The sequence below is a fragment of the Streptomyces sp. NPDC085937 genome, from assembly GCF_044540535.1.
Taxonomy (GTDB): domain Bacteria; phylum Actinomycetota; class Actinomycetes; order Streptomycetales; family Streptomycetaceae; genus Streptomyces.
The window spans coordinates 15,311-35,698 of sequence record NZ_JBITSH010000013.1; the positions used below are offsets into that span (position 1 = coordinate 15,311).

At 71.1% G+C, this 20,388-nt stretch carries 16 protein-coding genes; 2 read left to right on the forward strand and 14 right to left on the reverse strand.

The features are described from left to right. Window positions 1-172: 172 nt before the first annotated feature. The gene (fahA, locus tag ACIF8S_RS25160) at window positions 173-1,387 is read left to right on the forward strand and encodes a fumarylacetoacetase (RefSeq protein ID WP_400001906.1); all 1,215 of its coding nucleotides are present in this window, start codon (window positions 173-175) and stop codon (window positions 1,385-1,387) included. A gap of 155 nt (window positions 1,388-1,542) precedes the next feature. Beyond that, window positions 1,543-2,481, forward strand: a complete 939-nt coding sequence (locus ACIF8S_RS25165; protein ID WP_400001908.1) for a M56 family metallopeptidase — start codon at window positions 1,543-1,545, stop codon at window positions 2,479-2,481. A 63-nt stretch (window positions 2,482-2,544) separates the two neighbouring features. Here the strand turns inward: ACIF8S_RS25165 and recQ are convergent, their stop codons facing one another. From recQ to ACIF8S_RS25235, 14 genes are all read right to left on the reverse strand, one after another. Continuing rightward, a complete protein-coding gene (recQ, locus tag ACIF8S_RS25170) occupies window positions 2,545-4,530 on the reverse strand; it encodes a DNA helicase RecQ (protein ID WP_400001910.1) in 1,986 nt (661 codons plus the stop codon). A 186-nt stretch (window positions 4,531-4,716) separates the two neighbouring features. Continuing rightward, on the reverse strand, window positions 4,717-6,369 hold the full coding sequence (gene nuoN, locus ACIF8S_RS25175) for an NADH-quinone oxidoreductase subunit NuoN (protein ID WP_400001912.1): 1,653 nt from the start codon (window positions 6,367-6,369) through the stop codon (window positions 4,717-4,719). Then, window positions 6,366-7,937, reverse strand: a complete 1,572-nt coding sequence (locus ACIF8S_RS25180; protein ID WP_400001914.1) for an NADH-quinone oxidoreductase subunit M — start codon at window positions 7,935-7,937, stop codon at window positions 6,366-6,368. Before ACIF8S_RS25180 ends, nuoN begins: the two co-directional genes overlap by 4 nt. A 5-nt stretch (window positions 7,938-7,942) precedes the next feature. Next, window positions 7,943-9,907: an NADH-quinone oxidoreductase subunit L gene (gene nuoL / locus ACIF8S_RS25185; RefSeq protein WP_400001916.1), complete on the reverse strand. Its 1,965-nt coding sequence runs from the start codon at window positions 9,905-9,907 to the stop codon at window positions 7,943-7,945. 14 nt (window positions 9,908-9,921) lie between these two features. Beyond that, a complete protein-coding gene (gene nuoK, locus ACIF8S_RS25190) occupies window positions 9,922-10,221 on the reverse strand; it encodes an NADH-quinone oxidoreductase subunit NuoK (RefSeq protein ID WP_004927567.1) in 300 nt (99 codons plus the stop codon). Continuing rightward, the gene (locus ACIF8S_RS25195; protein WP_400001918.1) at window positions 10,218-11,060 is read right to left on the reverse strand and encodes an NADH-quinone oxidoreductase subunit J; all 843 of its coding nucleotides are present in this window, start codon (window positions 11,058-11,060) and stop codon (window positions 10,218-10,220) included. The genes nuoK and ACIF8S_RS25195 overlap by 4 nt, the downstream gene beginning before the upstream one ends. Continuing rightward, a complete protein-coding gene (nuoI, locus tag ACIF8S_RS25200; RefSeq protein WP_349791318.1) occupies window positions 11,057-11,698 on the reverse strand; it encodes an NADH-quinone oxidoreductase subunit NuoI in 642 nt (213 codons plus the stop codon). Before nuoI ends, ACIF8S_RS25195 begins: the two co-directional genes overlap by 4 nt. Further along, window positions 11,691-13,064: an NADH-quinone oxidoreductase subunit NuoH gene (gene nuoH, locus ACIF8S_RS25205; RefSeq protein ID WP_349791316.1), complete on the reverse strand. Its 1,374-nt coding sequence runs from the start codon at window positions 13,062-13,064 to the stop codon at window positions 11,691-11,693. The genes nuoI and nuoH overlap by 8 nt, the downstream gene beginning before the upstream one ends. Continuing rightward, window positions 13,061-15,565 (reverse strand): NADH-quinone oxidoreductase subunit G, encoded by a 2,505-nt coding sequence (locus ACIF8S_RS25210; protein ID WP_400001920.1) that lies wholly within the window; start codon window positions 15,563-15,565, stop codon window positions 13,061-13,063. The genes nuoH and ACIF8S_RS25210 overlap by 4 nt, the downstream gene beginning before the upstream one ends. After that, window positions 15,562-16,908, reverse strand: coding sequence for an NADH-quinone oxidoreductase subunit NuoF (gene nuoF / locus ACIF8S_RS25215; RefSeq protein ID WP_400001922.1), 1,347 nt, complete (start codon window positions 16,906-16,908; stop codon window positions 15,562-15,564). Before nuoF ends, ACIF8S_RS25210 begins: the two co-directional genes overlap by 4 nt. Next, on the reverse strand, window positions 16,908-17,768 hold the full coding sequence (gene nuoE / locus ACIF8S_RS25220) for an NADH-quinone oxidoreductase subunit NuoE (RefSeq protein ID WP_033272533.1): 861 nt from the start codon (window positions 17,766-17,768) through the stop codon (window positions 16,908-16,910). Before nuoE ends, nuoF begins: the two co-directional genes overlap by 1 nt. After that, complete coding sequence (locus ACIF8S_RS25225) at window positions 17,765-19,084, reverse strand: NADH-quinone oxidoreductase subunit D (RefSeq protein WP_400001923.1); 1,320 nt, start codon at window positions 19,082-19,084, stop codon at window positions 17,765-17,767. Before ACIF8S_RS25225 ends, nuoE begins: the two co-directional genes overlap by 4 nt. After that, window positions 19,081-19,830: an NADH-quinone oxidoreductase subunit C gene (locus tag ACIF8S_RS25230; protein ID WP_400001924.1), complete on the reverse strand. Its 750-nt coding sequence runs from the start codon at window positions 19,828-19,830 to the stop codon at window positions 19,081-19,083. The genes ACIF8S_RS25225 and ACIF8S_RS25230 overlap by 4 nt, the downstream gene beginning before the upstream one ends. Continuing rightward, entirely contained in the window at window positions 19,827-20,381 is a 555-nt protein-coding gene (locus tag ACIF8S_RS25235; RefSeq protein ID WP_006133126.1) for an NADH-quinone oxidoreductase subunit B family protein, read from the reverse strand. The genes ACIF8S_RS25230 and ACIF8S_RS25235 overlap by 4 nt, the downstream gene beginning before the upstream one ends. Window positions 20,382-20,388: the final 7 nt, after the last annotated feature.

A 20,388-nucleotide genomic window follows, 5' to 3' on the forward strand; every position in this document is an offset into this window, starting at 1 on the left:
GACGTTCCGGTGTCCCTCGCGTCGGTGCGGGCCGGGCGGATCCGGGACGCCCGCCCGGCAGGCCACGGACGTCGCCGAATTAACAGGGACTCACCCGGACGCGACCCCGTAACGTGTGGCACGGCCACGGACACGTGGCCCACCCGCGCACACGAAAGCGAGGCAGCACCCGATGCCCCCCTTCGATGTCCCCGAGGGCGATCCCTTCGGCCCGCACAACCTGCCGTACGGCGTGTTCTCGCCCCCCGGTTCGGCGGACCGCACCGTGGGCGTCCGGCTGGGCGACCACGTCCTCGACGCCGGCGCGGCGGCACACGCCCTGGGCTCCCCCTACGCCTCCCTGCTCGCCCGCCCCACCCTCAACCCGCTGTTGGCGGCGGGCCGTACGGCCTGGTCGGACGTGCGGCGCGCGCTCACCGCGTGGGTGACGGTCCCGGCGCACCGGGAGACCGTCGAGCGGTTCTTCCACCCGCTGTCCGACGTCACCCTGCACCTGCCGTTCGAGGTCGCGGACTACGTCGACTTCTACGCCTCGGAGAACCACGCCCGCAACGTCGGACAGATCTTCCGCCCCGACGCGGCCGACTCCCTGACCCCCAACTGGAAGCACCTGCCGATCGGTTACCACGGCCGCTCCGGCACCGTCGTGGTGTCCGGCACCGACGTCGTACGCCCCTCGGGGCAGCGCAAGGCGCCCACCGACACCGCCCCGGTCTTCGGCCCCTCCGTCCGGCTGGACATCGAGGCCGAGGTCGGTTTCGTCGTGGGTGTGCCGTCCGAGCAGGGCAGCAGCGTGCCGCTCGGCGCCTACCGCGACCACGTGTTCGGCCTCTGCCTGCTCAACGACTGGTCCGCCCGCGACATCCAGGCCTGGGAGTACGTGCCCCTCGGCCCCTTCCTGGGCAAGTCCTTCGCCACCTCGGTGTCGGCGTGGATCACCCCGCTGGACGCCCTGGAGGAGGCCCGCGTCGCCCCGCCCGCCCGCACCCACGAGCTGCTGCCCTACCTGGACGACGCGCAGGAGGATCCCGGCGGCTACGACCTGCGCATCACCGTGACCGTCAACGGCCACGACGTCTCCGAGTGCCCCTTCTCCACCATGTACTGGACGGCCGCCCAGCAGCTCGCCCACATGACGGTGAACGGCGCCTCCCTGCGCACCGGTGACCTCTACGGCTCCGGCACGGTCAGCGGCCCCACCGAGCGGGAGCGCGGTTCGCTGCTGGAGCTGACCTGGAACGGCCGTGACCCGCTCGAACTCCCGGACGGCAAGCGAACGTTCCTGGAGGACGGTGACGTGGTGACGCTGTCCGCCTGGGCGCCCGGTCCGGACGGTGTGCGGGTGGGCCTCGGCGAGGTCACGGGACGGGTGGTCCCGGCGCCCTGACCCCTGCGGCCCTACCGAGGCCCGCAACCACGCTGACTCGCACCGCCCTTCGCCGTCATACTTGGCGTCGGGCGGTGCGTCGTTCTCCATGCCGCGCGGCCCGCACCACCGCACGTCCCGAGCCGCTTCTTCCGACAGGATCCGGAGCCCGTGGCATGACGTACTGCCTGCTCCTGCTGAGCGTGGTCGCCGTGACGGCCGCCGTGCCCGTCCCCCGCGTGCTGACCAGGGCCAAGTGGCCGGAACGGGAGCCGGTGGTCGCCCTGTGGGTGTGGCAGTGCCTGGTCGCCACCGTGCTGCTGTGCTGTCTGACCGCGCTGGCGCTGGGCGCCGCGGCCGTCTTCGGCACGGTCCGCGCCCAGCTCTTCGCGCCCGCTCCGCCCGCCGTGACCGCCGCCTACGACCTGTCCGCCGTCTCGCCGTGGACGACCGTGCTCACCGTGCTGCTGGCGTCCGGCGCGGCGTGGACCACGGCCATGCTGGGGCGCGAGCTGGTCGAGGCCCGCCGCCGGCGCTTCCGTGCCCGGGAGCACCTGCGCGACCGCGCGCCCGACCTGCCCGCGGGGCTCCCCGAGGGGCGGGGCCCCTTGCTGGTGCTGGAGGAGGAGTATCCCGACGCCTGGTGGATGCCGGGCAGCCCGCCCCAGCTCATCGTCACCACCGGCGCCCTGCAGCGCCTCACCGACCACCAGCTGGACGCCGTCCTCACCCATGAGCGCGGCCACGCCCGGGCCCGCCACGACTGGCTGCTGCACCTGTCGACGGCTTTGGCGACGGGTTTCCCGCGCGTCCCGCTGTTCGCCCACTTCTGCGAGCAGACCCACCGGCTGGTGGAGCTGTCCGCCGACGACACGGCCTCCCGCCGCTGCGGCCATCTCACCACCGCGCTCGCGCTGATCGAGCTCAACCAGCACCGGGGCGTGCTGTCCTGTGCCTCCAGCCACCGCCTGCTCGGCGAGCGCGTCGACCGCCTCCTGGAGCCGCCGCCCCGCCTGGACCGCCGCCACCGCGCCCTGACGACGGCCGCGGCGGCCCTGGTCCCCTTCGTCCCCCTCCTGATCACCTTCGCCCCGGGGCTCACGGCGCTGCCGTAGCCGACGTGCCGCCAAGCGGCTGACGGCCGCCGCGGTGTCGGGTGGCCGGATGGCCAGGGCCGCTCAGGACCAGTCGGGTTCCTCGTCGGGCCAGTCGTCCGGGGCCTCCTCGTGGACGTCGGGCACGGCGGCGGGCGCGGCGGTGGCGTCCGGTGCAGGGGTCGGTGCCGGTGCCGGTGCCGACAGTCCCGCCAGCACGGCCACCACCCCTTCCCCGTACGTCGCCCGCTTCTTCTCGCCCACGCCGCTGATCCCGCCCAGCTCCGCCACCGAGGTGGGCCACGCCGTGACGATGTCCCGCAGCGTGGCGTCGTGGAAGATGACGTACGCCGGGACGCCCTGTTCCTTGGCCTGCTCGGCCCGCCAGGCGCGCAGCGCCTCGAACGCGGGCCGAAGGGCCTCGGGCAGCTCCGCCGCGGCGGCCTTGGCCTTGCGTTCGCCCCGGCTGGCCGCGCCCTTCGCCGGCGCCGGCTTCTCGGGTTCCTTGCGCAGCGGCACCTCCCGCTCCCGCCGCAGCACCGCCCCGCTGGCCTCGGTCAGCACCAGCGTGCCGTAGTCCCCCTCGACCGCGAGGAGTCCCTGGGCGAGCAACTGGCGGACCACACCGCGCCATTGCGCCTCGCTCAGCTCGCCGCCGATCCCGAACACGGAGAGCTGGTCGTGGTCGAACTGGATGACCTTGGCGGAGCGCCGGCCCAGCAGGATGTCCACGATCTGCACGGCGCCGAACTTCTGCCCGCGCTCGCGCTGCAGCCGCACCACCGTGGACAGCACCTTCTGCGCCGCCACCGTGCCGTCCCAGGTCTCGGGCGGGGCCAGGCAGGTGTCGCAGTTGCCGCAGTTCTCCCCGCCCGGCTCCTGGCCGAAGTAGGCGAGGAGCTGTCCGCGCCGGCACCGCACGGTCTCGCACAGGGCGAGCATGGCGTCCAGGTGCTGATTGGCCCGCCGCCGGAACGCCTCGTCGCCCTCGCCGGACTGGATCAGCTTGCGCTGCTGGATGACGTCGTTGAGCCCGTAGGCCATCCACGCCGTCGACGGCAGTCCGTCGCGGCCCGCGCGGCCGGTCTCCTGGTAGTAGCCCTCGACCGACTTGGGCAGGTCGAGGTGGGCGACGAAGCGGACGTCCGGCTTGTCGATGCCCATGCCGAAGGCGATGGTCGCCACCACGACCAGCCCCTCCTCCCGCAGGAACCGCGCCTGGTGCGCGTGACGCGTCCCCGCGTCGAGCCCCGCGTGGTACGGCACCGCCTCGATGCCGTTGCGCGCGAGGAACTCGGCGGTCTTGTCCACCGAGTTGCGCGAGAGGCAGTACACGATGCCCGCGTCCCCCGCGTGCTCCTCGCGCAGGAAGGCCAGCAGCTGCTTGCGCGGGTCGGCCTTGGGCACGATGCGGTACTGGATGTTGGGCCGGTCGAAACTGGCGACGAAGTGCCGGGCGTCGGGCATGCCCAGCCGCTCGGTGATCTCCCGGTGGGTGGCGTCCGTGGCGGTCGCCGTGAGGGCGATCCGGGGGACGTCCGGCCACCGCTCCCCCAGCACGGACAGCGTGAGGTAGTCCGGCCGGAAGTCGTGGCCCCACTGGGAGACGCAGTGCGCCTCGTCGATGGCGAAGACGGAGATCTTGCCGCGGGAGAGGAGATCGAGGCTGCTGTCCAGGCGCAGCCGCTCCGGCGCCAGATACAGCAGGTCGAGCTCACCGGCGAGGAACTCGGCCTCGACGGTCCGCCGCTCGTCGAAGTCCTGCGTGGAGTTCATGAAGCCGGCCCGCACGCCGAGCGCCCCCAGCGCGTCGACCTGGTCCTGCATCAGCGCGATCAGCGGGGAGACGACCACGCCCGTGCCGGGCCTGACCAGGGCCGGGATCTGGTAGCAGAGCGACTTGCCGCCGCCGGTCGGCATCAGCACGACCGCGTCGCCGCCCGCGATCACATGGTCGACGACGGCTTCCTGCTCGCCGCGGAAGGCCTCGTAGCCGAAGACCCGGTGCAGCGCCGCCAGCGCCCCACTGTCCGTCACTGTCATCCCGGCGACACCGCCCGTCCCGTACATCCCGTACCCCGCGGCCGTCCCTCGACCACTGCGTCCACCTTAGGCGCCCGCACCGACAGCCCCGGAGTTGTCCACAGGCCCGCACGGAACGCTCCGTCCCGGAGCGGAACGTGACCGGGAACGACCGCGGCCCGGCACCCCGCCGAGGGGTACCGGGCCGCGCCAGTCGTCCGGCGGGCGTGCGCCTCAGCGCACGAACACCCCCGCGTCCCCGGCCAGCTCCAGGAAGTACTGCGGTGCCACACCGAGCACCACCGTGACCGCCACGCCGACCCCGATCGCCGTCATCGTCAGCGGCGACGGCACCGCGACGGTCGGGCCCTCGGGGCGCGGCTCGCTGAAGAACATCAGCACGATGACGCGGATGTAGAAGAACGCCGCGACCGCGGACGAGATCACACCGATCACGACCAGCGGGGCCGCCCCGCCCTCCGCCGCCGCCTTGAACACGGCGAACTTCCCGGCGAAGCCCGAGGTCAGCGGGATGCCCGCGAAGGCCAGCAGGAACACCGCGAACACCGCCGCCACCAGCGGGGAGCGCCGGCCCAGGCCCGCCCACTTGGACAGGTGGGTCGCCTCGCCGCCGGCGTCCCGGACCAGCGTGACCACGGCGAAGGCGCCGATCGTCACGAAGGAGTAGGCCGCCAGGTAGAACAGCACCGACGAGATGCCCGACGGCGTGGCCGCGATGACACCCGCGAGGATGAAGCCCGCGTGCGCGATCGAGGAGTAGGCCAGCAGCCGCTTGATGTCGGTCTGGGTGATCGCCACGATCGCGCCGGCCAGCATGGTGACGATGGCAACGCCCCACATGACCGGCCGCCAGTCCCAGCGCAGGCCCGGCAGCACCACGTACAGCAGGCGCAGCAGGGCGCCGAAGGCCGCGACCTTGGTGGCCGCCGCCATGAAGCCGGTGACCGGTGTGGGGGCGCCCTGGTAGACGTCGGGCGTCCACATGTGGAAGGGCACCGCGCCGACCTTGAACAGCAGGCCCATGACCAGCAACGCGGCACCGATCAGCAGCAGCGCGTCGTTGCCCATGGTGTCGGCGAGCGCCGGGGTGATCTCCGGCACCGTGCCGTCGACGACCTGCGCGATCGTCGCGTACGACATGGAGCCCGCGTAGCCGTACAGCAGGGCGATGCCGAACAGCGTGAACGCGGAGGCGAACGCGCCGAGCAGGAAGTACTTGACCGCCGCCTCCTGCGACATCAGCCGCTTGCGGCGGGCCAGCGCGCACAGCAGGTACAGCGGGAGGGAGAGGACCTCCAGGGCCACGAACAGCGTCAGCAGGTCGTTGGCCGCCGGGAAGACCAGCATGCCCGCGACCGCGAAGAGCAGCAGCGGGAACACCTCGGTGGTGGTGAACCCGGCCTTGACGGCCCGTTTCTCGGCGTCGCTGCCGGGGACGGCCGCGGCCTGCGCGGCGAAGGAGTCGACGCGGTTGCCGTGCGCCTCCGGGTCGAGCCGGCGCTCGGCGAAGGTGAACAGGCCCACCAGCGCCGTCAGCAGGATGGTGCCCTGCAGGAAGAGCGCCGGCCCGTCGACGGCGATGGCGCCCATCGCCGCGATGCCCGCCTTGGTGGTGGCGTACCCGTCCGCGGCGAGCGCCACCACGGCGGCGAACGCTGCGGCCAGCGCCACCACGGCGACGAACATCTGCGCGTAGTACCGGGACCTGCGCGGCACGAACGCCTCGACCAGCACCCCGACGAGCGCCGCGCCGACGACGATCAGGGTGGGGGCGAGCTGCCCGTACTCGATCTTGGGTGCGTCGATCTTGGCGATCGGATCGGCCGCGGTTGTCCACAGGCTGTGGACGGCTGCTGTTGCGCTCACTTGGCCGCCTCCACCTCGGGCTGGGGGTCCTTCTTCTGTACGTCGGACATGGTGTGCTCCACCGCCGGGTTCACGACGTCCGTGACGGGCTTCGGGTAGACGCCCAGGAACACCAGCAGCACGACCAGCGGCGCCACCACCGCGATCTCCCGGACCCGCAGGTCGGGCATCGCGGCGACCTCCGGCTTCACCGGGCCGGTCATCGTCCGCTGGTACAGGACGAGGGTGTAGAGCGCGGCGAGCACGATGCCGAAGGTGGCGATGATGCCGATCGCCGGATAGCGCGTGAACGTGCCGACCAGGACCAGGAACTCACTGACGAAGGGCGCGAGCCCCGGCAGCGAGAGGGTCGCCAGGCCCCCGATCAGGAAGGTGCCGGCGAGCACCGGGGCCACCTTCTGCACACCGCCGAAGTCGGCGATGAGCCGCGAGCCGCGCCGGGAGATCAGGAACCCGGCGATCAGCATCAGCACGGCGGTCGAGATGCCGTGGTTGACCATGTAGAGCGTCGCCCCGGACTGGCCCTGGCTGGTCATCGCGAAGATGCCCATCACGATGAAGCCGAAGTGGGAGATCGAGGCGTAGGCGATCAGCCGCTTGATGTCGCGCTGGCCGACGGCGAGCAGCGCGCCGTAGATGATGCTGATCACCGCCAGCACCAGGATCACCGGGGTCGCCCACTTGCTGGCCTCCGGGAAGAGCTGGAGGCAGAAGCGCAGCATCGCGAAGGTGCCCACCTTGTCGACGACCGCCGTGATCAGCACGGCGACCGGCGCGGTGGACTCCTGCATGGCGTTGGGCAGCCAGGTGTGCAGCGGCCACAGCGGCGCCTTCACCGCGAAGGCGAAGAAGAAGCCGAGGAACAGCCAGCGCTCCGTGCTGGTCGCCATCTCCAGCTCGCCGTTCGCGCGGGCCTGCGCGATCTCGGTGAGGGAGAAGTTCCCGGCGACCACGTACAGCCCGATCACCGCGGCCAGCATGATCAGACCGCCGGCCAGGTTGTACAGCAGGAACTTCACCGCCGCGTACGACCGCTGGGTCGCCGCCTTCTCCTCGCCGTCCTTGTGCGCACGGTCCCCGAAGCCGCCGATGAGGAAGTACATCGGGATGAGCATGGCTTCGAAGAAAATGTAGAAGAGGAAGACGTCGGTGGCCTCGAAGGAGATGATCACCATCGCCTCGACGGCCAGGATCAGGGCGAAGAAGCCCTGCGTCGGCCGCCACCGCCTGCTGCCGGTCTCCAGCGGGTCGGCGTCGTGCCAGCCCGCCAGCACGATGAACGGGATCAGCAGGGCGGTCAGCGCGATCAACGCCACCGCGATGCCGTCCACGCCCAGTTCGTAGCGGACGCCGAAGTCGGCGATCCAGGAGTGGGACTCGGTGAGCTGGTAGCGGTCGCCGTCCGGGTCGAAGCGGACCAGGACGGTGATCGCGAGGGCGAGGGTGGCCAGCGAGAACAGCAGGGCCAGCCATTTGGCGGCCGTGCGCTTCGCGGCCGGTACGGCGGCCGTGGCGATCGCCCCGATGGCCGGGAGCGCCGCCGTCGCTGTCAGGAGAGGAAAGGACATCGGTATCAGACCGCCCTCATCAGCAGGGTCGCGGCGACGAGGACCGCCGTGCCGCCGAACATCGAGACCGCGTAGGACCGCGCGAAGCCGTTCTGCAGCCTGCGCATCCGCCCGGACAGGCCGCCCACGGAGGCCGCCGTGCCGTTGACGACGCCGTCGACCAGGGTGTGGTCGACGTACACCAGCGAGCGGGTGAGGTGCTCGCCGCCGCGGACCAGGACCACGTGGTTGAAGTCGTCCTGGAGCAGGTCGCGGCGGGCGGCCCGGGTGAGCAGCGAACCGCGCGGGGCGACGGCCGGCACCGGGCGCCGTCCGTACTGCGCCCAGGCGATCGCCACGCCGATGACCATGACCGCGACCGTGGACAGCGTCACCGTCAGCGCGCTGACCGGCGGGTGCCCGTGGGCGTGCCCGGTGACCGGCTCCAGCCAGTGCACGAAGCGGTCGCCGATGCTGAAGAACGCGCCGCCCGCGACCGATCCGACGGCCAGCACGATCATCGGGACGGTCATCGACTTCGGCGACTCGTGCGGGTGCGGCGGTTCGTACTCCCCGCGCGTCTCGGCGGCCGGCTCGACGTCCGGGGCGGCCGGGGACGGCGTGGGCGCGTTGCGCCAGCGCTCCTCACCGAAGAACGTCATCAACATCACGCGCGTCATGTAGTACGCGGTGATGGCCGCGCCCAGCAGGGCGCAGGCGCCGAGGATCCAGCCCTCCGTGCCGCCCTTGGCGAACGCCGCCTCGATGATCTTGTCCTTGGAGAAGAAACCCGACAGCCCCGGGAAGCCGATGATCGCGAGGTAGCCGAGCCCGAAGGTGACGAACGTGACCGGCATGTACTTCCTGAGGCCGCCGTAACGGCGCATGTCGACCTCGTCGTTCATGCCGTGCATGACCGAGCCGGCGCCGAGGAAGAGGCCGGCCTTGAAGAAGCCGTGCGTCACCAGGTGCATGATCGCGAAGACGTAGCCGATCGGGCCGAGGCCCGCGGCCAGCACCATGTAGCCGATCTGCGACATGGTCGAACCGGCCAGCGCCTTCTTGATGTCGTCCTTGGCGCAACCGACGATCGCACCGAACAGCAGCGTGACCGCGCCGACGATGGTGACCACCAGCTGGGCGTCCGGGGCGCCGTTGAAGACGGCCGCGGACCGGACGATCAGGTAGACGCCCGCGGTCACCATGGTCGCGGCGTGGATGAGGGCCGAGACCGGGGTCGGGCCCTCCATCGCGTCCCCGAGCCAGGACTGCAGCGGCACCTGGGCGGACTTGCCGCACGCGGCGAGCAGCAGCATCAGGGCGATCGCGGTCAGCTTGCCCTCGCCCGCCTCACCGGCGAGACCGGCCTCCCCGTGGCCGCCGAGCACCGGCCCGAAGGCGAAGGTGCCGAACCACAGGAACATCAGCATGATCCCGATCGACAGGCCCATGTCTCCGACGCGGTTGACCAGGAAGGCCTTCTTCGCGGCGGTGGCCGCGCTGGGCTTGTGCTGCCAGAAGCCGATCAGCAGGTAGGAGGCGAGACCGACGCCCTCCCAGCCGACGTACAGCAGCAGGTAGTTGTCGGCGAGGACCAGGATCAGCATCGCCGCGAGGAAGAGGTTCAGGTAGCCGAAGAAGCGGCGGCGCCGCTCGTCGTGCTCCATGTACCCGACGGAGTAGAGGTGGATCAGCGAGCCGACGCCCGTGATCAGCAGCACGAACGTCATCGACAGCTGGTCGAGCCGGAAGGCGACGTCCGCCTGGAAGCCCTCCACCGGGATCCAGCTGAACAGGTGCTGCGTAAGGGTGCGTTCCTCGGCGCCCTTGCCCAGCAGGTCGCTGAAGAGCACCAGGCCGAGGGCGAACGAGACGGCGGCCAGTGCCGTGCCGATCCAGTGGCCGACGGCGTCCAGCCGGCGTCCGCCGCACAGCAGGACCGCCGCTCCGAGCAGGGGCGCCGCCACCAGCAGCGCAATCAGGTTCTCCACGATTCAGCAGCCCCTCACAGCTTCATCAGGCTGGCGTCGTCGACCGAGGCCGAGTGGCGGGAACGGAACAGGGACACGATGATCGCCAGCCCCACCACGACCTCCGCGGCGGCGACGACCATCGTGAAGAACGCGATGATCTGGCCGTCGAGGTTGCCGTGCATGCGGGAGAAGGCGACGAACGCGAGGTTGCAGGCGTTGAGCATCAGCTCGACGCACATGAACACGACGATCGCGTTGCGCCGGATCAGCACACCGGTGGCGCCGATGGTGAACAGCAGCGCCGCCAGGTACAGGTAGTTGACGGGATTCACTTCGACGCCTCCTCGGCCCGCTTGAAGTTCGGCGGATCGATCGCCCGGCGCTCCAGGCGCTCCTCCGCGCGCTGCTCCATCGCCCGCAGGTCGTTGATCGCCTCCTGCGACACGTCACGGACCTGGCCGCGGTCCCGCAGCGTCTGGCTGACGGTGAGGTCCGAGGGGGTGCCGTCGGGCAGCAGGCCCGCGATGTCCACCGCGTTGTGCCGGGCGTAGACGCCGGGAGCGGGCAGCGGCGGCAGGTACGTGCCCTCGCGGACGCGCTGCTCGGCCATCTCCCGCTGGGTCCTGGCCCGCTCGGTGCGCTCCCGGTGGGTGAGCACCATGGCGCCGACGGCGGCCGTGATGAGCAGGGCGCCGGTGATCTCGAAGGCGAACACGTACTTGGTGAACAGCAGGGAGGCGAGCCCCTGCACGTTCCCGCCGGAGTTCGCCTCGCCGATGCCGTTGAACTCGTTCAGCGAGGCGTTGCCGATGCCGCCCACCAGCAGGACGCCGAAGCCGAGGCCGCACAGCAGGGCCAGCCAGCGCTGGCCCTTGATGGTCTCCTTCAGGGAGTCCGCGGCCGTGACGCCGACCAGCATCACCACGAACAGGAACAGCATCATGATCGCGCCGGTGTAGACGACGATCTGTACGACGCCCAGGAAGTAGGCGCCGTTGGCCAGGTAGAACACGGCCAGGATGATCATGGTGCCGGCCAGGCAGAGCGCGCTGTGCACGGCCCGCCGCATGAAGACGGTGCACAGCGCGCCGATCACGGCGACGGTGCCCAGCACCCAGAACTGGAAGGCCTCTCCGGTGGAGGTGGAGTAGGCGGCGAGCTGCCCGGTCATCGCCCGACCACCTTCTCCGACGCGGGCTCCTCGGGACCGAAGGTCGAGTCGGCCTCCTGCACCACTTCGCCCTTGGAGTGGGCGACCTGGGGCTCGGTACCGGGCGCGGCCTCGGTCACCAGGCCCCGGTAGTAGTCCTGTTCGTCGGTGCCCGGGTACATGGCGTGCGGGGAGTCGACCATGCCCTCCTCCAGGCCCGCGAGCAGCTGCTCCTTGGTGTAGATGAGGTTGGCGCGGCTGGAGTCGGCCAGCTCGAACTCGTTGGTCATCGTCAGCGCGCGCGTGGGGCACGCCTCGATGCACAGGCCGCACAGGATGCAGCGGGCGTAGTTGATCTGGTAGACGCGGCCGTACCGCTCGCCCGGCGAGTAGCGCTCCTCCTCGGTGTTGTCCGCGCCCTCCACGTAGATCGCGTCGGCGGGACAGGCCCAGGCGCACAGCTCGCAGCCGACGCACTTCTCCAGGCCGTCCGGATGGCGGTTGAGCTGGTGCCGTCCGTGGAAGCGCGGAGCGGTGGTCTTCTGCTGCTCCGGGTACTGCTCGGTGAGCCGCTTCTTGAACATGGCCTTGAAGGTCACGCCGAAGCCGGCCGCCGGGTTCATGAAACCGGGCTTGGTGTCCTTCGGTTCCTCAGCCATCGGACGCCTCCTTTCCATCCGTCGATCCGCCCTGGGATTCGTCACTGTGAGTATCGGGTCCGCCACTGACAACGAGCTCCCGCTCCCGGCGCGGACGGCGTCGCGGCACCGGCGGCAGCTCCTGCCCGGGCAGCGGCGGCACGGGGAACCCGCCCGCCATCGGGTCGAAGGGAGGCTGGTCGACGGGCTCCCCGGTGTCCTGGCCCCGGCCGCGGAACATGTCCGCGACGAAGGAGAGCAGCAGCAGAACGAGGACGGCGCCGGCGATGTAGAGCGCGATGTCGGCGAAGTCGTAGTTCTCGTTGCGCAGCGCCCGCACGGTGGCGACCGCCATCAGCCACACCAGGGAGACCGGGATGAGGACCTTCCAGCCGAGCTTCATCAGCTGGTCGTAGCGGACGCGCGGGAGCGTGCCGCGCAGCCAGACGAAGCCGAACAGCAGGGTCAGCAGCTTGCCGGTGAACCAGAGCATCGGCCACCAGCCGTGGTTGGCGCCCTCCCAGAAGGTGCTGACCGGCCAGGGAGCCCGCCACCCGCCCAGGAACAGGGTCACCGCGACCGCCGAGACGGTCACCATGTTGATGTACTCGGCGAGCATGAACATCGCGAACTTGATCGACGAGTACTCGGTGTTGAAGCCGCCGACCAGGTCGCCCTCGGACTCCGGCATGTCGAACGGGGCGCGGTTGGTCTCGCCGACCATCGTCACGATGTAGATCAGGAACGACACCGGCAGCAGCAGCACGTACCAGCGGTCGGCCTGCGCCTCGACGATCGTCGACGTCGACATCGACCCCGAGTAGAGGAAGACGGAGGCGAACGCGGCGCCCATGGCGATCTCGTAGGAGATCATCTGCGCGCAGGAGCGCAGGCCGCCGAGGAGCGGGTAGGTGGAGCCGGAGCTCCAGCCCGCCAGGACGATGCCGTAGATGCCGACCGAGGCGACCGCGAGGATGTAGAGCGCCGCGATCGGCAGGTCGGTGAGCTGCATCGTGGTGCGCTGGCCGAAGATCGAGATCTCGTTGCCGGCCGGGCCGAAGGGGATCACCGCGAACGCCATGAAGGCCGGGATCGCGGCGACGACCGGCGCGAGGACGTAGACCGCCTTGTCCGCGCGCTTGACGATGACGTCTTCCTTCAGCATCAGCTTCACGCCGTCGGCGAGCGACTGGAGCATGCCCCAGGGGCCGTGCCGGTTGGGGCCGACGCGCAGCTGCATCCAGGCGACGACCTTGCGCTCCATGACGATGGAGAGCAGCACGGTCACCATCAGGAAGGCGAAGCAGAACACCGCCTTGACGAGGATCAGCCACCAGGGATCGCGGCCGAACATCGAGAGGTCTTCAGCGGCGAGGTACGGGCTCATGCCTCCACCTCCTGGGGAGCCTCACCGGCGAGGGTCGCCGGGCCGATGCGGACGAGGGAGCCGGGAAGTGCCCCGGTGCCGGAAGCGACCCCGCCGTCCGTGGAGTTGAGCGGGAGCCAGACCACCCGGTCGGGCATTTCGGTGACGGACAGGGTCAGTTCGAGGGTCCCGGCGGTGCCGGTCACCGCGAGGGTGTCGCCGTCCTTGACGCCGACCTCGGCGGCCGTGGCGGCCGACAGCCGGGCGTGGGCGGCGTGCCGGGTGCCCGCCAGCGCCTCGTCGCCCTGCTGGAGCACGCCCAGGTCGAGCAGGAGCCGGTGCCCGGCCAGCACCGCCTCGCCGGCGGCCGGCCGGGGCAGGGCGCCCGCGGTCTCCACCGGGTCGGCGGCGCGCGGGCCGTCCCACACGCCGAGCCGGTCGATCTCCGAGCGGACGGTGCGCAGGTCCGGCAGGCCCAGGTGGACGTCCATGGCGTCGGCGAGCATCTGCAGCACGCGCGCGTCGGTGGGCGGGAGCCGCCGGGTCATCTGGTCCGGCTTGAGCGCCGCCTCGAACAGCCGCACCCTGCCCTCCCAGTTGAGGAAGGTGCCCGCCTTCTCCGCGACCGCGGCGACCGGCAGGACCACGTCGGCGAGTTCGGTGACCTCACCGGGCCGCAGTTCCAGGGAGACCACGAACCCGGCCTCGGCGAGCGCGGCACGCGCGCGGGCCGGGTCGGGCAGGTCGGTGACCTCCACGCCCGCCACCAGCAGCGCCTGCAGCTCGCCGCGGGCGGCCGCCTCGACGATCTGGGCGGTGTCCCGGCCGTAGCGGTGCGGCAGTTCGGCGACGCCCCAGAGGGCCGCCACCTCCTCGCGGGCGCGCGGGTCGGTCGCCGGGCGCCCGCCCGGCAGCAGCGACGGCAGCGCGCCCGCCTCGATCGCGCCCCGCTCCCCGGCCCGGCGCGGGATCCACACCAGCCGGGCGCCGGTCGCGGTGGCGAACCGTACGGCCGCGGTGAGCCCGCCGCGTACGGCGGCCAGCCGCTCGCCGACGACGACGACCGCGCCCTCGGCGCGCAGCGCCTCGGCGGCCACGGCCCCGTCGCCCTCCAGGCCGACTCCGCTCGCCAGCGCGTCCAGCCACTCGGTCTCGGTGCCGGGGGCCGCCGGCAGCAGCGTGCCGCCGGCCTTGGTGAGACCGCGCGTGGCGTGCGTGGCCAGGGCGAAGGTGCGCTGCCCGTGTCCACGCCAGGCCTTGCGCAGCCGCAGGAAGACGCCCGGTGCCTCCTCCTCGGACTCGAACCCGACCAGCAGGACGGCCGGGGCCTTCTCCAGGGAGGTGTAGGTGACACCGCTGCCGTCCAGGTCGCGGCCCCGTCCCGCGACGCGCGCGGCGAGGAAGTCGGCCTCCTCGGGGCTGTGCGCCCGCGCCCGGAAGTCGATGTCGTTGGTGGCGAGCGCGACCCGGGCGAACTTGCTGTACGCGTAGGCGTCCTCGACGGTCAGCCGGCCGCCGGTCAGCACGCCCGTGCGGCCCCGGGAGGCCAGCAGGCCCTGCGCCGCGATCTGCAGGGCGTCCGGCCACGACGCCGGTTCCAGGTCACCCTCCGCGTTGCGCACCAGCGGGGTGCCGAGACGGTCCCGCTGCTGGGCGTACCGGAACGCGAAGCGGCCCTTGTCGCAGATCCACTCCTCGTTGACCTCGGGGTCGTCGGCGGCGAGCCGCCGCATGACCTTGCCGCGCCGGTGGTCGGTGCGGGTGGCGCAGCCGCCCGAGCAGTGCTCGCACACCGACGGCGAGGAGATCAGGTCGAACGGGCGGGAGCGGAACCGGTACGCGGCCGAGGTCAGCGCGCCTACGGGGCAGATCTGGATGGTGTTGCCGGAGAAGTACGACTCGAAGGGGTCGCCCTCGCCGGTGCCGACCTGCTGCAGCGCGCCCCGCTCGACCAGCTCGATCATCGGGTCGCCCGCGATCTGGTTGGAGAACCGGGTGCAGCGGGCGCACAGCACGCACCGCTCACGGTCCAGCAGCACCTGCGTGGAGATCGCGACGGGCTTCTCGTAGGTGCGCTTCTTGCCCTCGAAGCGGGACTCGGCGTTGCCGTGCGACATCGCCTGGTTCTGCAGCGGGCACTCGCCGCCCTTGTCGCAGACCGGGCAGTCCAGCGGGTGGTTGATGAGCAGCAGCTCCATCACACCCTTCTGGGCCTTCTCCGCGACCGGGGAGGAGAGCTGCGTCTTCACCACCATCCCGTCGGTGCAGGTGATGGTGCAGGACGCCATGGGCTTGCGCTGGCCCTCGACCTCCACGATGCACTGGCGGCAGGCGCCGGCGGGCGCGAGCAGCGGGTGGTCGCAGAACCGGGGGATCTCGATGCCGAGCTGCTCGGCGGCCCGGATGACCAGGGTGCCCTTGGGCACGCTGATCTCGGCGCCGTCGATGGTCAGCGTCACGAGGTCCTCGGGCGGGACCGCCGCCTCTCCCCCGCCGGAGGGAGCGTTGGTGGTCACAGTCATGCGTGCACCTCCGTACGGTCGGCCCAGGCCGTCGACGCGGCCGGGTCGAAGGGGCAGCCACGGCCCGTGATGTGCTGCTCGTACTCCTCGCGGAAGTACTTCAGCGAGGAGAAGATCGGCGAGGCGGCGCCGTCGCCGAGGGCGCAGAAGGACTTGCCGTTGATGTTGTCGGCGATGTCGTTCAGCTTGTCGAGGTCGGACATCTGTCCCTTGCCGGCCTCGATGTCGCGCAACAGCTGGACCAGCCAGTACGTGCCCTCGCGGCAGGGGGTGCACTTGCCGCAGGACTCGTGGGCGTAGAACTCGGTCCAGCGGGTGACGGCGCGGACCACGCAGGTGGTCTCGTCGAAGCACTGCAGTGCCTTGGTGCCGAGCATGGAGCCCGCGGCGCCGACGCCCTCGTAGTCGAGCGGGACGTCGAGATGCTCGTCGGTGAACATCGGGGTGGACGAGCCGCCCGGCGTCCAGAACTTCAGCCGGTGGCCCGGCCGCATCCCGCCGCTCATGTCGAGCAGCTGGCGCAGGGTGATGCCCAGCGGCGCCTCGTACTGGCCGGGGCTCGCGACGTGGCCGCTGAGCGAGTAGAGCGTGAAGCCCGGGGACTTCTCGCTGCCCATCGACCGGAACCAGTCCTTGCCCCGGTTCATGATGGCGGGAACCGACGCGATGGACTCCACGTTGTTCACCACGGTGGGGCACGCGTAGAGGCCCGCGACGGCGGGGAAGGGCGGACGCAGGCGGGGCTGGCCCCGGCGGCCCTCCAGCGAGTCGAGCAGCGCGGTCTCCTCACCGCAGATGTACGCGCCCGCGCCCGCGTGCACGGTGAGTTCGAGGTCGAGTCCGCTGCCCAGGATGTTCTCGCCGAGGAAGCCGGCCTCCTTGGCCTCGCGCACGGCCTCGTGCAGCCGCCGCAGGACGGGGACGACCTCACCGCGCAGGTAGACGAAGGCGTGCGACGACCTGATGGCGTGGCAGGCGATGACGATGCCCTCGATGAGGCTGTGCGGGTTGGCGAAGAGCAGCGGGATGTCCTTGCAGGTCCCGGGCTCCGACTCGTCGGCGTTGACGACGAGGTAGTGGGGCTTGCCGTCGCCCTGCGGGATGAACTGCCACTTCATGCCCGTCGGGAAGCCGGCGCCGCCGCGTCCGCGCAGTCCGGACTCCTTGACGTACGCGATGACGTCGTCCGGTGACATGGCGAGCGCCTTGCGCAGCCCCTCGTACCCGTCGTGCCGCCGGTAGACGTCGAGCGTCCACGACTTGTCCTCGTCCCAGAAGGCCGACAGCACCGGTGAGAGCAGCTTCTCCGGGCTGGTGTCCTTCAGTTCGGGTGCCAAGGTCATCACTCCCCCTCCTCGGCGGCAGGTCCTGACGGGTGGGCCGGGTCGGAGGCCGCCGTGTCCTGCGGTGCGTCGTGCGAGCTGAGGTGCTCGGTGGGCGACGGCTCGTGCGGCGGGGCGTCCTGCGGCGCCTCGCCGCGCGGGTGCACCACGCGCGCGGGGGCGGCCTCGCCCTTGGCGAGCTTCAGGCCGATCAGGGAGGCGGGCCCCGCGCTGCCGGTGGCCTCGACGGCGCCCTCGCGCTCGTCGGGGAAGCCGGCCAGGATGCGGGCGGTCTCCTTGAACGTGCACAGCGGCGCGCCGCGGGTGGGCGCGACCGGACGCCCCTCGCGCAGGTCGTCGACCATGCGCTTGGCGCTCTCGGGGGTCTGGTTGTCGAAGAACTCCCAGTTGACCATCACCACGGGCGCGTAGTCGCAGGCCGCGTTGCACTCGATGTGCTCCAGGGTGACCTTGCCGTCGGCGGTGGTCTCGCCGTTGCCGACGCCCAGGTGCTCCTGGAGCTCCTCGAAGATCGCGTCGCCGCCCATCACCGCGCACAGGGTGTTGGTGCACACCCCGACCTGGTAGTCGCCGCTCGGGCGGCGCCGGTACATGGTGTAGAAGGTGGCGACCGCGGTCACCTCGGCCGTGGTCAGGCCGAGCATGTCGGCGCAGAACCGCATGCCGGTGCGCGTGACGTGCCCCTCCTCGGCCTGCACCAGGTGCAGCATCGGCAGGAGGGCGGACCGGGAGTCCGGGTAGCGGGCGACGATCGCGCGCGCGTCGGTCTCCAGCCGGGCCCGGACGTCGTCCGGGTAGGCGGGTGCGGGCAGTTCCGGCATGCCCAGGCTGACGCCCCGCTCGGAAGAAGAGGTGGTCACCGGTCGACGCCTCCCATCACGGGGTCGATGGACGCGACGGCGACGATGACGTCGGCGACCTGGCCGCCCTCGCACATCGCCGCCATGGCCTGAAGGTTGGTGAAGGACGGGTCGCGGAAGTGGACCCGGTAGGGGCGGGTGCCGCCGTCGGAGACGACGTGCACGCCGAGTTCGCCCTTGGGTGACTCCACGGCCGCGTACGCCTGGCCCGGCGGGACCCGGAAGCCCTCGGTGACCAGCTTGAAGTGGTGGATCAGGGCCTCCATGGAGGTGCCCATGATCTGCTTGATGTGGTCGAGGGAGTTGCCGAGTCCGTCGGGTCCCAGGGCGAGCTGGGCGGGCCAGGCGATCTTCTTGTCCTCGACCATGACCGGTCCGGGCTGGAGCCGGTCCAGGCACTGCTCGACGATGCGCAGCGACTGGCGCATCTCCTCCAGCCGGATCAGGAAGCGGCCGTAGGAGTCGCAGGTGTCGGCGGTCGGGACGTCGAAGTCGTACGTCTCGTAGCCGCAGTACGGCTGCGCCTTGCGCAGGTCGTGCGGCAGGCCGGTGGAGCGCAGCACCGGGCCGGTGGCGCCGAGGGCCATGCAGCCGGCCAGGTCCAGGTACCCCACGTCCTGCATGCGGGCCTTGAAGATGGGGTTCCCGGTGGCGAGCTTGTCGTACTCGGGGAGGTTCTTCCGCATCTTCTTGACGAACTCGCGGATCTGGTCGACCGCGCCGGGCGGCAGGTCCTGGGCGAGTCCGCCGGGCCGGATGTACGCGTGGTTCATCCGCAGGCCGGTGATCAGCTCGTAGATGTCGAGGATGAGTTCACGGTCACGGAATCCGTAGATCATGATCGTGGTGGCGCCGAGCTCCATGCCGCCGGTGGCGATGCACACCAGGTGGGAGGAGAGCCGGTTGAGCTCCATGAGGAGCACCCGGATGATCGTGGCGCGGTCGGGCACCTGGTCCTCGATGCCCAGCAGTTTCTCGACCGCGAGGCAGTACGCCGTCTCGTTGAAGAACGGCGTCAGGTAGTCCATGCGCGTCACGAAGGTGGTGCCCTGGGTCCACGTCCGGTACTCGAGGTTCTTCTCGATGCCGGTGTGGAGGTAGCCGATGCCGCAGCGGGCCTCGGTGACGGTCTCGCCGTCGATCTCGAGGATCAGCCGGAGCACTCCGTGGGTGGACGGGTGCTGCGGGCCCATGTTGACGACGATCCGCTCGTCGTCGGCCTTGGCCGCGGTCTCGACGACCTCGTCCCAGTCGCCGCCGGTGACGGTGTAGACGGTGCCCTCGGTGGTCTCGCGAGGGTTTGCGTGCGTGCTCACGAGTACGACCTCCGCTGGTCCGGAGCCGGGATCTGGGCGCCCTTGTACTCGACGGGGATGCCGCCGAGGGGATAGTCCTTGCGCTGCGGGTGGCCCTGCCAGTCGTCCGGCATCATGATCCGGGTCAGGGCCGGGTGACCGTCGAAGACGATGCCGAAGAAGTCGTACGCCTCGCGCTCGTGCCAGTCGTTCGTCGGGTAGACGGAGAACAGCGACGGGATGTGCGGGTCGCTGTCCGGTGCGCCGACCTCCAGGCGGATCACCCGGTTGTGGGTGATCGAGCGCAGGTGGTAGACGGCGTGCAGCTCGCGCCCCTTGTCGTCCGGGTAGTGCACGCCGCTGACGCCGGTGCACAGTTCGAACCGCAGCGCGGGGTCGTCGCGCAGGGTCTTCGCCACCCGCACGAGGTGCTCGCGCTCGATGTGGAACGTGATCTCGTCGCGGTCGACGACCGTCCTCTCGATGGCGTTCTCCGGGAGCAGGTCCTGCTCCTCCAGCGCCCCCTCCAGCTCGTCGGCGACCTCGTCGAACCAGCCGCCGTAGGGGCGGGCCGCCGGTCCCGGGAGCCGGACCGAGCGGACCAGGCCGCCGTAACCGGAGGTGTCGCCGCCGTTGTTGGCGCCGAACATGCCGCGCTGGACGCGGATCTGCTCGCCGCCCTCACCGCGCTGGCCGGGGAGGTTCTCGGCGGAGAGTTCCTTCTCCGGGTTCACGTCGTCACCCGCGGTGTTGTTCGCGTCGCTCATCGCAGCAGCCCCTTCATCTCGATCGTGGGCAGGGCCTTGAGCGCCGCCTCCTCCGCCTCGCGGGCCGCCTCCTCGGCGTTCACGCCGAGCTTGGAGCTCTGGATCTTCTGGTGGAGCTTGAGGATGGCGTCCATCAGCATCTCGGGGCGGGGCGGACAGCCGGGCAGGTAGATGTCGACCGGGACGACGTGGTCGACGCCCTGGACGATCGCGTAGTTGTTGAACATGCCGCCCGAGGAGGCGCAGACCCCCATGGAGATCACCCACTTCGGGTTCGGCATCTGGTCGTAGACCTGCCGGAGCACCGGCGCCATCTTCTGGCTGACCCGCCCGGCGACGATCATGAGGTCCGCCTGCCGCGGCGAGCCGCGGAAGACCTCCATGCCGAAGCGCGCCAGGTCGTAGCGGCCCGCGCCGGTGGTCATCATCTCGATGGCACAGCAGGCGAGGCCGAACGTGGCGGGGAAGACGGACGACTTGCGCACCCAGCCCGCGGCCTGCTCGACGGTGGTCAGCAGGAATCCGCTCGGCAGCTTTTCTTCGAGTCCCATGACTTAG

Excerpts from the sequence above, each read along its gene's own strand:
- fahA (WP_400001906.1), top strand. The coding sequence starts at position 173 with ATGCCCCCCTTCGATGTCCCCGAGGGCGATCCCTTCGGCCCGCACAAC.
- ACIF8S_RS25165 (WP_400001908.1), top strand. The coding sequence starts at position 1,543 with ATGACGTACTGCCTGCTCCTGCTGAGCGTGGTCGCCGTGACGGCCGCC.
- recQ (WP_400001910.1), bottom strand. The coding sequence starts at position 4,530 with ATGTACGGGACGGGCGGTGTCGCCGGGATGACAGTGACGGACAGTGGG.
- ACIF8S_RS25180 (WP_400001914.1), bottom strand. The coding sequence starts at position 7,937 with ATGTCCTTTCCTCTCCTGACAGCGACGGCGGCGCTCCCGGCCATCGGG.
- ACIF8S_RS25195 (WP_400001918.1), bottom strand. The coding sequence starts at position 11,060 with ATGACCGGGCAGCTCGCCGCCTACTCCACCTCCACCGGAGAGGCCTTC.
- nuoI (WP_349791318.1), bottom strand. The coding sequence starts at position 11,698 with ATGGCTGAGGAACCGAAGGACACCAAGCCCGGTTTCATGAACCCGGCG.
- nuoH (WP_349791316.1), bottom strand. The coding sequence starts at position 13,064 with ATGAGCCCGTACCTCGCCGCTGAAGACCTCTCGATGTTCGGCCGCGAT.
- ACIF8S_RS25210 (WP_400001920.1), bottom strand. The coding sequence starts at position 15,565 with ATGACTGTGACCACCAACGCTCCCTCCGGCGGGGGAGAGGCGGCGGTC.
- nuoF (WP_400001922.1), bottom strand. The coding sequence starts at position 16,908 with ATGACCTTGGCACCCGAACTGAAGGACACCAGCCCGGAGAAGCTGCTC.
- ACIF8S_RS25230 (WP_400001924.1), bottom strand. The coding sequence starts at position 19,830 with ATGAGCGACGCGAACAACACCGCGGGTGACGACGTGAACCCGGAGAAG.
- ACIF8S_RS25235 (WP_006133126.1), bottom strand. The coding sequence starts at position 20,381 with ATGGGACTCGAAGAAAAGCTGCCGAGCGGATTCCTGCTGACCACCGTC.